At 44.5% G+C, this 14,689-nt stretch carries 15 protein-coding genes; 3 read left to right on the top strand and 12 right to left on the bottom strand.

Annotation, left to right across the window (positions count from 1 at the left end; genetic code table 11):
* Positions 1–234: phage integrase N-terminal SAM-like domain-containing protein (locus tag AC5V8P_RS15225; RefSeq protein ID WP_495473707.1), on the bottom strand; the 234-nt coding region annotated here is incomplete at its 3' end.
* Positions 235–712: 478 nt separating this feature from the next.
* Here AC5V8P_RS15225 and aiiA point away from each other — a divergent pair.
* Positions 713–1,468, top strand: coding sequence for a quorum-quenching N-acyl homoserine lactonase AiiA (aiiA, locus tag AC5V8P_RS15220; protein ID WP_063210559.1), 756 nt, complete (start codon positions 713–715; stop codon positions 1,466–1,468).
* 309 nt (positions 1,469–1,777) lie between these two features.
* On the top strand, positions 1,778–1,945 hold the full coding sequence (locus AC5V8P_RS15215; RefSeq protein ID WP_167669746.1) for a hypothetical protein: 168 nt from the start codon (positions 1,778–1,780) through the stop codon (positions 1,943–1,945).
* Between the two features lie 78 nt (positions 1,946–2,023).
* On the opposite strand, the gene AC5V8P_RS15210 is transcribed toward AC5V8P_RS15215, so the two are convergent.
* From AC5V8P_RS15210 to AC5V8P_RS15165, 10 genes are all read right to left on the bottom strand, one after another.
* Positions 2,024–3,070, bottom strand: a complete 1,047-nt coding sequence (locus AC5V8P_RS15210; RefSeq protein WP_063210561.1) for a FecCD family ABC transporter permease — start codon at positions 3,068–3,070, stop codon at positions 2,024–2,026.
* 1 nt (position 3,071) lies between these two features.
* Positions 3,072–4,136, bottom strand: a complete 1,065-nt coding sequence (locus AC5V8P_RS15205) for a FecCD family ABC transporter permease (protein ID WP_064797088.1) — start codon at positions 4,134–4,136, stop codon at positions 3,072–3,074.
* Between the two features lie 331 nt (positions 4,137–4,467).
* Positions 4,468–6,183, bottom strand: coding sequence for an ABC transporter ATP-binding protein (locus AC5V8P_RS15200; protein WP_064797087.1), 1,716 nt, complete (start codon positions 6,181–6,183; stop codon positions 4,468–4,470).
* A gap of 32 nt (positions 6,184–6,215) precedes the next feature.
* The gene (locus AC5V8P_RS15195; RefSeq protein WP_064797086.1) at positions 6,216–7,223 is read right to left on the bottom strand and encodes an ABC transporter substrate-binding protein; all 1,008 of its coding nucleotides are present in this window, start codon (positions 7,221–7,223) and stop codon (positions 6,216–6,218) included.
* A gap of 216 nt (positions 7,224–7,439) precedes the next feature.
* Positions 7,440–8,360, bottom strand: coding sequence for a ribose ABC transporter substrate-binding protein RbsB (gene rbsB / locus AC5V8P_RS15190; RefSeq protein ID WP_064797085.1), 921 nt, complete (start codon positions 8,358–8,360; stop codon positions 7,440–7,442).
* Positions 8,361–8,393: 33 nt separating this feature from the next.
* Positions 8,394–9,362: an ABC transporter permease subunit gene (locus tag AC5V8P_RS15185; protein WP_064797084.1), complete on the bottom strand. Its 969-nt coding sequence runs from the start codon at positions 9,360–9,362 to the stop codon at positions 8,394–8,396.
* Position 9,363: 1 nt separating this feature from the next.
* Positions 9,364–10,845, bottom strand: a complete 1,482-nt coding sequence (locus AC5V8P_RS15180) for a sugar ABC transporter ATP-binding protein (RefSeq protein WP_064797083.1) — start codon at positions 10,843–10,845, stop codon at positions 9,364–9,366.
* Between the two features lie 30 nt (positions 10,846–10,875).
* Positions 10,876–11,310, bottom strand: coding sequence for a D-ribose pyranase (rbsD, locus tag AC5V8P_RS15175; RefSeq protein ID WP_063210576.1), 435 nt, complete (start codon positions 11,308–11,310; stop codon positions 10,876–10,878).
* On the bottom strand, positions 11,310–12,188 hold the full coding sequence (gene rbsK, locus AC5V8P_RS15170; protein WP_064797082.1) for a ribokinase: 879 nt from the start codon (positions 12,186–12,188) through the stop codon (positions 11,310–11,312). The genes rbsD and rbsK overlap by 1 nt, the downstream gene beginning before the upstream one ends.
* Positions 12,181–13,209: a LacI family DNA-binding transcriptional regulator gene (locus AC5V8P_RS15165; protein WP_063210580.1), complete on the bottom strand. Its 1,029-nt coding sequence runs from the start codon at positions 13,207–13,209 to the stop codon at positions 12,181–12,183. The genes rbsK and AC5V8P_RS15165 overlap by 8 nt, the downstream gene beginning before the upstream one ends.
* Positions 13,210–13,422: 213 nt before the next feature.
* Between AC5V8P_RS15165 and AC5V8P_RS15160 the strand changes: the two genes are divergently transcribed.
* Positions 13,423–14,151, top strand: coding sequence for a DsbA family oxidoreductase (locus AC5V8P_RS15160; protein ID WP_064797081.1), 729 nt, complete (start codon positions 13,423–13,425; stop codon positions 14,149–14,151).
* Between the two features lie 90 nt (positions 14,152–14,241).
* On the opposite strand, the gene AC5V8P_RS15155 is transcribed toward AC5V8P_RS15160, so the two are convergent.
* A partial coding sequence (locus AC5V8P_RS15155) for an SDR family oxidoreductase (RefSeq protein ID WP_495473706.1) occupies positions 14,242–14,689 on the bottom strand: 448 nt, incomplete at its 5' end.

Raw genomic sequence — 14,689 nt, 5'->3', positions numbered from 1 at the left:
TCCTTCCCGCGCTTTAGACAAATACGACATCACATGAATCTTTTTCACATTGTCAAGTGGTTTATCACGTAACGTACGTAAAAACTGTTTTACATCCCCCATGTAATTTTTTTGCGTATGTATCGTATACCCCGCATCCTTCATCCAAATCAAAAAAGCTTCCAGTTCTTCAGCATACACTTCATCAATTTCTTCTATCGTATCTAGCTCTATTTGCCGCAATCCTTTTTTCATTCCGCTTGCCTCCATTTCCGTTCAAATTTCGAAATATGCTGTAGAATTATCAATTTCGTCTGATTTTTATCGACAATCCAATCGACATCTTATGCAGGAGAGCATCTAAAAGTCGTTTTAAACCTTAACTGCGTATAATTTATATTATACGCAGTTTTTTTGAGCGCTTTTTAAGTATAAATAAAGCTCCCCCCTCTTGTCCAGCCTGGTGTTCACTCTAAATAGCAAGCAACCTTGAATCTCTAGCATCTGCTTGATCTCCAACATGCAGTTTTTTTGAATCTCCTCAACGACCGGCGTATACTTATTCTTTTTTTGCTCATCCGGTTATATTACAGCACGAACTGACCTGCCTGATGGTAAATTCCTGCTAGACGCCTGTATGCCTTATCATTTAAACTATTAAAAATTAATTTTCAAAAGAATGAACATAATTACATAATATTTATTATGTAAACCAAGATTGGAGGATGATTGTATGATCAACAAATTGTATTGGTTACCGGTCGGTCAGCTTGATATTGATCGCTCCTCACTCAACCACCATGCACAGCCTGGTGAACTGGTGCGCCTGCAAATCTGGTCGTATTTGTTGGAGACGGATCATGGTCCGATTCTCATTGATACTGGCATGCCGGATTCGTTTATTGATAATCCGAATTATTTTAAAGGTACACCGTTTGAAGGGCGCTTCATCCCCCATATGACAGCAGATGATAGGATCGTAGCAGTACTGGATCGGATCGGCTATCAACCGGAGGATATCTATGCCATCGTAATCTCTCATATGCATATGGATCATGCTGGAGGCAATCCGCATTTTCCGAATACACCAATATATGTACAGCAGACCGAAGCAGACGCTGCGATTGATAATCTCGCGTATGCGCCACCGGAATGCGTACAGGCAGACTTAAATTACCGACTGCTCCAAGGGGATCATGAACTGGTGCCAGGCTTGCAACTGCTCTATACTCCAGGTCATTCGCCGGGTCATCAATCCGCACTCGTCACAACAAAGGAATCGGGTCCGGTCATGCTGACGATTGATGTTGCCTACACACAGGAGAATTACACAAACGACGTACCGTTTGACGGCTTTAACCGTGAACAGGCACGCAAGTCAATCGCCCGCATTCAGCAGATTGTGCAGGAGATCAAGCCGAATTTTCTGTTCTTCGGGCATGATCCTGAGCAAGTAGCCGTTCGCCCAGTATATCCGCAATACAAATAATGATGGTAAAAGCAACTCTTCCTCATTGTCCAAGCTGTCCAAATCAATAAGTGATTCCATATACATGAAGCTAATTGTTCCTAATCTCCTGTTATCGCCAGCATAAGGAAGTATATCTAAGAACTCATGGGGTGAGTAGCTGTCGACACGGTATGGATGATGAGGATAAGTATTTTGCTATCTCATTCCGTTTTCCCTTGATCATCCAGCACGCTATACTTAAATAAGTCGAAAGGCAACCTTATTTTCAGTCTATGCTTATTTCTAAAATGTAGATTTATTCATGACAAAGGGAGTGTTCATTTATTTATGAGTACCGAAATGCTGGAACGTCGAAGTGAAATTTTAAAACGAAACATCCATCAACTGCTGGTTCAGGAAAATCAACACGGCGTAACACGGCAGGAAAATTACACGTTGCATAAAATGATCAGAGAGCTGCATCAAACCTCTCATGCCTTGAATGCTTCCCGTTAAGATGAAAGGCTGCTACATCAAATAAAAAAATAACCTTCAGCCCCACTGCCTCAGTGGTGTAGAAGGTTATTTTTTATGTTATCCCTTGGAGCGACTCAGCAAATATAAGAAGTATGGCGCACCTATGATGGCTACAATCAAGCCCGTCGGAATTTCTTTCTGTAAAGGTAGGGATCGTGTGATCGTATCTGCTACGAGCACCAAGAGTGCTCCGACTAAAGCACAGGTTATCAGCAGCATTTTATGCTTTGGCCCTACCAGCTTTCTTGCCAAATGCGGAGCCACCAATCCTACAAAACCGATTCCGCCACTAACCGACACACTTGAACTGGCCAGTCCAACCGCAGCAGCCAGGAGGAGAATACGTTCCTTTTCGATAGGTGTACCTAACCCGGATGCCGTCTGATCCCCTAGATTAAGTACATTCATCACATTCGCTTTATAGTATGCAAAAGGAAGCAATACAAGCAGCCAAGGCAGCAGAGCCATGACGAATTTCCAGTTAGAACCCCATATGCTTCCTGCTAACCAATTGGCTACAAATGTATAGCTCTCAGGTGTCAATTTGAGAGTCATCATGATCATGGCAGCACTAATGCCCGCCGCTACCCCAATTCCGCTCAGCAATAGCCTTGTCGGAGAAATGCCTTCGCCTTTCTTGTAAGAAAGAGCATAGATCAAAATAGCAGCCGCTCCCGATCCGATGAGTGCAAGAGCGGGAAGTAAAAATAATGAATTCATAGTTTGCATCGATGGGAAAAGCAATACAAACAGCATAACCATCAGCCCGGCGCCTGCATTAATCCCCAGAATACCAGGCTCCGCCAGACTATTGCGTGATACTCCCTGCATAATGCAACCGGAAACAGCCAAGCCTGCACCGATCAGAATGGAAATAACCATTCGCGGCAACCGGAATTCAAAGAGAATTAATTCCTGCTGTGGAGTCCCTTGTCCGAACAAGGTTCTAAAAAGCTCCATTGGCGACAGCCGGATCGTTCCCGTATTCGCGCTTACAGTGAATGCAGCAATGAGCAATACAAGCAAAATGATAACAACGATCCAATCATGGATTTTTTTACGGTGACTTGCGTTGGCAATAGCCCCATTCGCAACGTTACTCATCTTACAGTGCCCTCCTTTCTTTGCGTGCCAGATAAAGGAAGAATGGAACACCAATTAAGGCAATAAGTACGCCCACTGGTGTTTCCTCAGGTGCGTTAATCATACGGGCCGCCAGATCGGCAAACACGATAAGTAAGGCTCCCATAATAGCCGAACAAGGAATAATCCAGCGATAATCCACCCCAACCAATTTGCGCGTGATATGGGGAATAATCAACCCTACGAAACCTATAGAGCCGACTAACGATACTGCAGCGCCTGCAAGAATCAATACGAGAATCATCCCTGCAACCTTAACCAGCCCAGTTCGCTGACCAAGACTCAATGCAATTTCATCGCCTAGACTAAGCAACGTAATAGAGCGTGATAGCATGAGAGCACCGATAAAAGCTGCCACAACCCACGGAACGACAATGCCTAGCTGAACCCACTTGGTCCCACTAAGTCCTCCAGCGTACCAAAAGGCCAAATCCTGTCCCACATTAAAGTATAAACTGATCGTATCTCCTAAGGCAGACAGCAACGCCGTGACAGCTGCACCTGCCAACACAAGACGAACTGGCGTAATACCTGATTTGGATATAGCGCTTGTACCGTAAACCATCCCAACCGCCAACGCTGCACCCACAAAAGAATACAACATTAATTTCAAAAAGGAAGTACCCGGAAAAAGAGCAAAGCAAATGGCCATCGCCAAGCTGGCACCTGAATTTAACCCAAGCAAGCCAGAGTCCGCAAGCGGATTGCGGGTCATCCCCTGCATAATGGCTCCTGCTACGGCAAAACAAACTCCGATTAACACACCACCCAGAATACGAGGTAGACGAATTTCCCATATAATTTGATGGCTTTGCAGCTCAGGATTAAAATGTAAGACGGCGTTCCAGACCTCTTCCAGTCTGATGGGGGCTGCACCAAATGATAAGGACAGAGCAATGCCGAATGCTAACAGTGCTAATCCGGCTGTCAGGATAAGCGAAGCCGCCCACGGCCGCGAGTGGAATGGAGCCCGGGGCTGGTTTTGATTACTTTGAGCAGGACTATCCGAAGATTCTAATAATTTCATAACTGTGGTTCACCCTTACTGTTGAATAGTATGTAGACTATCACGAAAACCTGTAGTGAAGATGATGCTTGATAATGAGAATTATTATCAAGCATCATCTTCACTATTGTAAATTAATGTGGCAACGGCTTCAATAACAAAATTCCGACGCCTCTCTAAATGCTCTGCTAGGTTGTAAAAATAAAGCCCTTCGGCATAACTACCAAAGGGCTGCCAACATACTGAAGCAGTTACTTCTATGAGACATTCTCTTTATTCCGCTGGACGATCATATCTGCACAAATCCTTGTTAACCGTCAGGAAAGTGTAAGAGCTAGCATATTGACGTCGCTTACGTTCCATACTGAGCTTGGTGGAGACGGCTATACGCACCTTTTACGGCCATTAATTCTTCATGTTTTCCTTGCTCGGCAATCCCTTGATCTGCAACAACAATAATGCGATCAGCATTTTTGATCGTTGCCAGACGATGTGCAATCACGAGTGTCGTGCGACCTTGAGATAGCTCTGTCAGGGCCTGCTGAATTGCAGCTTCTGTCTCTGTATCCAATGCCGATGTCGCTTCATCCAAAATAAGAACGGGCGGATTTTTCAGAAACATTCGGGCAATGGATAAACGTTGCTTTTGACCACCGGACAGCTTTACGCCTCGCTCACCGATCATCGTATCCAGCCCTTCTGGATACGATCGAACAAGATCTTCAATTTGAGCTCGACGGGCAGCATCCCAGATTTCATTTTCTGAAGCATCAAGTTTCCCATAAGCGATATTTTCACGAATCGTTCCATCAAAGAGGAAAACATCCTGCTGTACAATACCAATCATGGATCGCAGCGAATCCAGCTTCATTTCGCGGATATCCATACCGTCAATCGTAATTCTGCCTTCCTCGACATCATAAAAGCGGGGCAGCAAGCTGCAAAGTGTCGTTTTACCTGCTCCAGAAGGACCCACAAGCGCTACGGTTTCTCCTGCATGTATGGATAGGTCCACTCTACGTAGTACCTTGTCTTTATTTTCATAGCGAAATGTTACACCTTCAAATTGAATATCTCCGTTGAGGTGCTTAACGGTCTTCGCGCCTGGCAGATCCTCTACGTCAGATTCACTTTCCAGCAAATCCAGGTAGCGGCGGAAGCCGGCGATTCCTTTAGGATACGTTTCAATAACAGAGTTAATTTGTTTGATAGGTGCGAGAAACACATTAGACAGCATTACAAATGCGATAAATTCTCCATAGGACATCTGTCCCTCTATAACAAACCATGTTCCACATACAAGCACAAACAATGAGACCAGCTTCATCAGAATAAAGCTGATTGAAGAATTCCATGCCATTATGCGATAAGCGATTAGCTTTGTTTTACGAAACCGTCCATTATTCTCAGCAAAACGCTCCATTTCATGTGCTTCGTTAGAAAATGCCTGAACAACGCGGATACCGCTAACGTTATTTTCAATCCGGGCGTTGTAATCCGCAATATCAGAAAACATACGATGGAAAGCTGCATTCATTTTGCGGCTAAAATACAAAGACAGGTAAATCATCAATGGAACAATAATAAATGTCAGCACAGCTAATTTCCAGTTAATGCTGAGCATAATACCGAAAGCCCCGCCCAGAGTCATCAGTGCAATGAACAAATCCTCAGGTCCATGGTGGGCAATTTCTCCGATATCCATCAGATCGTTGGTCATGCGCGAGACCAGGTGCCCTGTTTTGTTATTATCAAAAAAGCGAAAGGATTGCTTTTGTACTCGATCAAACAGCTTTTTACGCATGTCTGATTCAATGTTAATTCCCAGTTTGTGTCCCCAATAGGTAACGACATAATTCAATCCGGCGCTTACAACATAAATCCCAAGTAGAGCTAGACAGGCAAATAAAATCCATTTCCAGTTACCGCTGGGTAGCAAATCATCAACCACCCGATTAACTGCAAGCGGAAAAACCAACTCCAGTAGAGCAGCTAGTATGGCGCAAGTAAAATCAATGATAAACAACGTCCGGTAAGGACGGTAATACTCGAAAAATCGTCTGAACATATCCCTTCTCCCTTCTTATTCATTGAACTCATTTATTTAGTACCCGCGGCAAACAACTTGATAGCTTCATCCAGTGATTGATCGATAGCCAGTGGTGAGTAGGTAAACCACGGATCAGCCTTGATGAAATACACTTTGTGGTTTTTGACAGCCGGGAGATTTCTCCACAGCGCACTTTGTTCAATTTCCTTCAACATCCCATCCGTAGTCGCTTCATCGTAAACCAGCATAATAATACGATCCCCTGACAGTTCAGGCAGCTTTTCCATCGAGATGCTATCGTATACAAAGTTATACTTCGGGTCCTTTGCGAGCTTTTGACGTATGTACTCTGGAGGATTCAATTTCAGTGAACGGTAGATGACATGTCCTACATTTCGCGCCCCGTACACTCTTAGCACGTCCTTACCGTAGGTCATATAAATGGTAACCGTTTCATCTTTTTTGAATTTTCCAGCCAGCTTCTTTCGGCTTTCTTCAGCCTTTTGGTTGAAATTAGCGATCCACTGCTCAGCTTCCTTGTCTTTACCCAGCACGGCTGCGACATCCTGCAGTTGCTTAAATACATCCCCGCCTCCAAACGAAACAGACACGGTTGGGGCAATTTTCTCCAGCTGCTCTTTCACTTTTGGCGAGGTATCTTCTGTTGTTATGATTAGATCAGGTTGTAGTTCCAGTACCTTTTCCACATTCGTCGGGTTCCCAATATCAGCAATCCCGTCTATCTTACCTTTTAAGTAGTCGCCTTCTAATACATGAGAAGCAGCCCCTACTGGCTTCACACCTAGAGCCAGCATCGCGTCCAAGTATTGTGTCGTGACGACTCGCTGTGGATTTGCAGGAATGTTGATCTTTTGGCCAGTGGCATCCACATATTCGCGCATGGCAACCGCTTGGGATTGCCCGTTAAGAGTATCCGTTCCGCTCTTTTCATTGGTCTGATTGTTACCAGGCGTGCTTCCGCATGCAGCCAATACAAGCATCAATAAACTGACAAGACCAAGCATGATTCCTATTTTTAAGCTGTACTTTTGTTGCAAAATATTAGTCCTCCTTAGTTACATGCATTTATGAAATGATAGTGATTCTCATTATCATACAATTGTTATTCTATCTTTTAGCGTCCCTTCTTACAATACAAAAATTAAAAACTTCTTTTTATGTGTATATATCGCCCTCGTAAAACATCAAAAAAAGAACTGATGCATATTTTTGCATCAGTTCAAAAGTTAATATATTGGTTCACGTGCTCGTTTTTATTTAGATTGATCCACTAGCTCCAATTTGGCGGGAATGGATTTTTTAACGGTTTTACCTTGAAGTACATCCTTGGCTGCTTGCACTGCCAATTGTCCAATCAGCTCAGGTTGCTGAGCCACGGTGGCGGTCAGTTTCCCTTCCTTAATAGATTTAAGCGCATCCTCGTTGCCGTCAAAGCCGATGACTGGAATTTTCTTACCAGAGCTTTGAATCGCCTCGATCGCTCCCAATGCCATTTCATCATTGTGGGCAAATACAGCCTGAACGTCCGGGTTGCCTTGCAGCAGATTTTCCATCACATTCAAACCTTTGGTCCGATCGAAATCAGCCGATTGCTTGGCAATGACCCTCAGGTCCTTATCGGCTACTTCATGGAAGCCTTTCCCGCGTTCGCGGGTAGCCGATGCACCTGGGACGCCTTCCAGCTCAATGACCTTGGCCCCTTTTCCGACTTGATCAATTACGTATCTGGCTGCCATCCGTCCTCCTTCGACGTTGTCGGAAGCAACGAGTGCTTTGACATCTCCTTTATCAGCAGAACGGTCCAGCGTAATTACCGGAATGTGCAATGCATTTGCTGATTGTACCACTGTAGAGATCGCCGATGAATCTGTCGGATTAATAAGTAACGCGTTCACTCCCTGTTGGATCAGATCATCCACGTCATTACTTTGTTTTGCAGAATCATTTTGTGCATCGACCACAATAACCTGCAATCCTTGCTTTTTGGCCTCTGCCACAACTCCGTCTTTGAGAGAAACGAAAAATGGATTATTCAGCGTTGAGATCGACAAGCCGATTTTAATGTCCTTCAGGTTTGCAGCAGCTTTAGGTTTCGCCCATTCGGGCGGCTCCAGGGAACACCCTGTCATGAGCAGGAGCAGCAAGACAGTCATGATTAATGTAAGCTTTTTCATTTTGTGTGTCTCCTTCTACGCAGATTAGGTGTATTATGCAGATTTTTTACGGTCAATCAATACTGCAATAGCAATGACGATCCCTTTTACGACCATTTGATAAAAAGAGTTAACCCCCAGCAAATTCAAGCCGTTGTTTAGGGTACCAATAATAAGCACACCAATTAATGTACCTACAATTCGTCCACGTCCTCCCGAAAGGCTAGTTCCACCTAGTACGACAGCCGCAATGGCATCCAGTTCATAAGAAGTACCCGCTGTCGGCTGTGCCGAGTTCAAACGTGAGGTCAAGATAGCACCTGCCAATGCAGACAGCATTCCAGCCAAAGAGTAAATCCAAATTTTCACACGTGGTACTTTAATACCGGATACAATCGAAGCTTTCTCATTGCCGCCGATGGCATACGTTTTGCGTCCGAATGGTGTTTTATGCAAAATGATCCACAGGACAGCAAAGGTAATGAGCATCGTAATCGCCGGAACCGGAATGCCAAACTGGTAGCCACGACCAAACAATTGAAACACCAAACTGTCTCCAAGTCCCGTAATAGGGTTACCGTTGGTATAAACCAGGGTTAATCCTCTAAAAATAGTCATAGTTGCGAGTGTGGCGATAAACGGAGCCATTTTACCTTTGGTAATCATCAAGCCGTTGACCATACCCATTACGCCACCCAATGCACAACCAATGATAATTGCCAGAATGGGGTCGAAGCCGGCCAGCATCATATTTGCGACAAACGCACTGGATAGTGCTAATATGGAGCCGACGGACAAGTCTATTCCGCCTGTTAGAATAACGAAGGTCATACCAAACGCAATCAATGCATTAATAGAAACCTGGCGCAACAAATTCAAAATATTAAGCGGTTCCAAAAAGCTGGGATTTAAGGCCGATACAATAATCACCAAAATAATGAGTCCCAACAATGGGCCAAGCTTCTGTGTGATTTGTGATATTTGGATGCCTTTGCTACCTTTTGCTTGATTCATAGTTGTCATATTACTGTCCTCCTGTAGCTAGCGTCATAATATTTTCTTGTGTGGCTTCTTCCCTGCTCAGCTCTCCGCTGATCTTTCCCTCGTGCACCACGATAATACGATCACTCATGCCGAGTATCTCAGGAAGTTCTGAGGATACCATAATAATCGCAACCCCACGTTCGGTCAGTTCGTTCATCAACTGGTAGATTTCCCGTTTAGCTCCCACATCCACACCTCTTGTCGGCTCGTCAAGAATAAGCACATTGGGACCGATCCCCACCCATTTGGCAATAACCACCTTTTGCTGATTGCCGCCTGACAAACTGCCAACTCTTGCTTCAGCCGATTGCGTTTTTATTTGTAAGCGCTTAATTAATGTGTTAACAAAATCCAGCTCTTTTTTACCTGAAATAAATCCTTTTGAAGTAAAACTGAACAGATTCGTCAGCACCATGTTTTCCCGAATGGAAAAGTCCAGCACTAAGCCCTCATCTTTTCGGTCTTCTGTAATAAAGCCAATTCCTAATTTCACCGCATCATCCGGCTTGCGAATAGACACCTTTTTCCCTCGTACGTGTATCTCACCACTGTCCAAGGCATCCAGTCCAAATAACGACCGCATGATCTCAGTGCGTCCCGAGCCCATTAAACCTGAAAAACCTACAATTTCCCCAGAGCGGACAGTAAAATTCACATTTTCAAATAGACCTTGGTGTGATGCATTTTTGACCTCCAGCACCACTTCACCCAAAGCAGGCGTTCTTACCGGGTAGCGTTCAGTCAGCTCTCTACCAACCATTTTCCGTACGACCTCATCAAAATTCGTGTCAGGAATCGCTTGAGTATCTACGGTTTTCCCATCACGCATAATGGTAATCCGATCACAAATTTCGAATATCTCCTCCATGCGATGGGAAATATACACAATTGAAACACCATCTTTTTTCAAGGAGTTGATAACCTCGAACAGCTTTTGAATTTCCCGTTCGGTTAAGGCTGCTGTTGGTTCATCCATTACGATCACTTTAGCATCCGTCATGAGTGCCTTGGCTATTTCAATCATTTGCTGTTGACCCACTGAGCACTCGCCTGCTTCACCATTTAAAGGAAGGTTTACTGAAAGCTTGCTAAGTTGCTCATTTGCTAACGCTTTCATTTTAGAGCTTTCTAGTAACCCCCACTTGGAAGTCATCTCCTTGCCGATAAACAGATTTTCCAGCACCGTCATCTCCGGCCATACATTCAGTTCCTGGTGAATAAAAGCAATCCCTTTTTGCTCCGCTTCCTTAGGGTTGGCAAAATAGGTTTCCTGACCGTCAATGATGATCGTTCCCTCATCTCGTCGATGCAGTCCGATTAAAATATTCATTAGTGTTGATTTACCTGCACCATTTTCACCCATGAGGGCATGTACTTCTCCTTCACCGAGATCAAAGTCAACACCACTCAGTACCTGATTGGCTCCAAAGGCTTTGTGAATTCCTTTCATTTGAATCTGCATACTGTCCCCCCCTTTTTCATTCACATTAATTTACCCAAAATGAACTCCTGCCTGTAAAATACAATTGGCAAACGGCGTAGCCTCTCCTGTACGTATGACAGCTTTGGCTTGCCGGGTTAATTCCTTAAATTGCTCATGCGAGCAAAACTCAATGACGGCAGTCGACTCAGGAATCTGTGAATGCTCTAGTTGCTCCTCTGTAAAGGTATTCATAATATACTGGAATGCTGGTTTATTTTCTTGTTTGATTTCTTCGGCCAGGGTTACTTTTTCAATCACCATGTCTGCGGCAATAACATCAACAACGTCCTGAAAGGACGGAACTCCCAGTTTCAGCGCCAAATCAATTTTGGTAACGCCTTCAGGAACAGGTAGGCCGGCATCAGCCACGACAATAAAGTCGGTGTGGCCGAGATCCGTTAGTATTTTGGAGATATGACTATTTAAGATTCCATGTTTCTTCATTATAATTGTTCCTCCACTTCACGACGGGTTGGCATTCCACCTTGTGCTCCAAATTTGGTAACGGACAAGGACGCAGCACGATTAGCAAATTTCACACTGTCTGCCAGTGATTTTCCTTCAGCTAGCGCCACCGCAAAAGCAGCGTTGAAAGTATCTCCTGCACCTGTTGTGTCAATGGCTTCTACCTTGTAAGTGGGAACTACAACTTCCTGTTCTCCGTCGAAAAACCGTACACCATTGCTGCCTTCCGTTACAAACAACTTATTCGGATATTTGCGCAAGGCTTCCTGAAGACTCATATCCCTAAACATGATGGCAGCTTCGTGCTCGTTTGGCGTAATGTAGGTTGCATTGGCAATTACGCTTTCTTCCACCTCACGAGCCGGAGCTGGATTCAGCAACAAGGGGACCTGATACTTCGCACAAATTTCGCTTACATAGACAACAGTTTCCGCCGGTATTTCCTGTTGAATTAACACAATATCCGAATTTCGAATGATTTCAAGCGCTTCTTCCACGTAAGTAGGCGTAACTTCGTTATTTGCTGCTTTTACCACGACAATACTGTTATCACCCTCGGCCAGCGTGATATGCGCTGTACCGCTTTCCATATGTGTAACCGGTTTCACATGGCTAATATGAACATGATTCTCTTCAAAATTGCGTAAAATATGTTGTCCAAAATGGTCATCCCCTACACGTCCAATCATCGTAACATCCGCGCCGAGTCGTGCTGCGGCTACTGCCTGATTGGCTCCTTTACCTCCAGGTACTGTTTTAAAGCTTTCTCCCAGTACGGTTTCACCAGCACCGGGACGCTTGGACGAAGTCACTACGAGGTCCATCGAACTGCTTCCGATAACGGAAATTTTAGCCATTATAATCCACCTTTCTCGTCGTTTCCCGTTCGATAAATTTGACGGGCAATTGTATGCTTGAATAGGTAAGTACTTTCGTATGAAGATTAGGTACACTTGATTTCGACGCTTGCGCCTGTTCAATCAACTGAATGAGCAGACCTGCCGCCTCCCAGCCCATTTCATAAGCAGGCTGCCTGATCGTTGATAATGGCGGAAATAGCAAGCTGCTTAATGGTATATCATCAAACCCGATAATTTGAACATCATCCGGGATTTTTTTTCCTAATCTATGTGCCTCATGCATCACCGCGGTAGCTACAATGTCGTTACTGGCAATAACTCCGTCGGTATCCGGGTACTTGCTGAACAGCTCTTTGGCCCACGATTCAGCATCCTTGAAGGAAAAGGACGTTGTCTCGACGACATGATAAGCAATACCGGAATGCTGAAGCTCTTCCACCGCCCCGCGGAAACGATCTTGTGCTGGACGAATATGAGCAGGACCCTGTATGACTGTTATTCGTCTGCTGCCACGAGCAACCATGGCCTGAGCAGCCAAGCGACCGCCATGAGCTCCATCCGCATAAACGGAGAGACTATCACTGGAAGTCCGATCGAGAAAAACGACTGGTATTTTCAGTTTGGCGTAACAGTCAGCAGTAGGGTCATTGGTAGATGAAATAACCCCAACCACATTATTCTGAACAAAAGTATCCATGTAATCTAATTCTTTTTGGCGATCTTCATCACTATTACCGAAGATAATCCGAAAATCATTTTCCTGCATTCGATCCTCCACCCCACGAGCCAACAAGGGAAAGTAAGGGTTTGTAATATCCGGCAGCAGCAGACCGATTAATCTGGATTTCTTTTTATACAGAGAACGTGCAACTTCATTAGGCTTGTAATTTAGCTGTTTCACCGCAGCTTCAACCTTTCGCCGTGTATCCTCATGGACATATCCAGTTTCATTAATAACTCTGGATACGGTCGCTACAGAAACACCTGCAAAACTAGCTACCTGCTTAATTGTTGTCATATTGTAGGCTCAGCTCCATTTGTGTAACCGGTTACAGATATAAAATATCACAGCATTTATTTTTTGACAAGTATTAATTATTTGCAAGTCGAATACTTTAGCCGTATAATTCTTTTTGTAACTAATTAAGTTTCACCTTTTCGCTACTCTTAAATAGGCTGATTCACCCCCCAGTTGCTCAATAAAATATGTATACATGGAGGCATTTCTCTAATGAATATCGAAGTTTGGTCTGATTATATGTGTCCGTTCTGCTATATTGGCAAACGCCGCTTGGAGCAAGTCCTACAGCAGTTCCCACACCGCGATGAGGTTCAATTGACATTCAAGAGTTTTGAATTGAACCCTAACGCTGTGAAAGATAGTGGTAAAACGATTAATGAAGAACTATCAGCAAAATATGGTGTCAGCCTGCAAGAGGCTCATGCCATGAATGATCGCATGACCGAAAATGCACGTTCTGCGGGCCTGGAGTACAATATTCATGCCATGGTGCCGACAAACTCTCTTGATGCTCACCGTCTAACGCAATGGGCTCAAACTCAAGGCAAAATGCTGGAATTAAGCGAGCGTTTATTTCAGGCCGTCTTTATGGAAGGCAAGCATACTGGAGACCGTGAAGTGCTGGCAGCGTTGGCAGCCGAGGTTGGTTTGGATCATAACGAAGCCGCTGCTATTTTAGCCAGTGACCGCTTTACCGATGAAGTTAGAGCTGATGAAGCTGAAGGTGCTAAGTTAGGCGTACAGGGTGTGCCATTCTTTGTATTTGATCGAAAATTCGCTGTTTCTGGTGCTCAGCCGGAGGAGGTATTCCACGATGCGCTTCAAAAAGCATGGGATGAACGTTCACCTTTCACTATGATCAGCGGCAGCTCGTCCAAACAGGATGCAGGTGGTGTATGTACCGATGAGGGTTGCGAGCTTCCAAGCCGTGAGAGCTGATCAGTCAGCGAATTCAACTTCACTCTAAACAACTTATAAAAAAGAAGCGTGCCACCACCCATTTTAAACTGATGCCGGCACGCTTCTTTTTTATAATGATTTAATCATGCCACCGTCCACAAGAATGGTGCTGCCAGTCAAATAGGATGAAGCCGACGATGCTAGAAAAGCAATGACTTTACCAAACTCTTCAGGCTCTCCGTATCTTCCAAGTGGAATGTCCTCTTCTGCTTGTTTGCGAACTTGAACCGTCGTCTGATGAGATTTTTCAGCTCGATGCTCGTCCAAGCTGCGTACGCGATCGGTTGCAATTCTCCCTGGTGCTACAGTATGTACCAGAATATTATAAGGGGCTAATTCCATTGACAATGTTTTCGCCAATCCAGCGACCCCGGTACGTAGTGTATTGGAAATAATCAGGCCTGGAATCGGCTGCTTAACGGATGAGGAGGCGATATTCAAAATTCTACCGCTTTGTTGTTTTTTCATGTAGGGTAACGCCTCACGGATCAACCGGATATGACTAAGTAAATTTTGC

The sequence above is a fragment of the Paenibacillus sp. N119s genome (genome assembly GCF_059447605.1).
The sequence above is the reverse complement of the archived record's forward strand: the minus strand, read 5'-3'. Positions and strand labels throughout refer to the sequence as shown.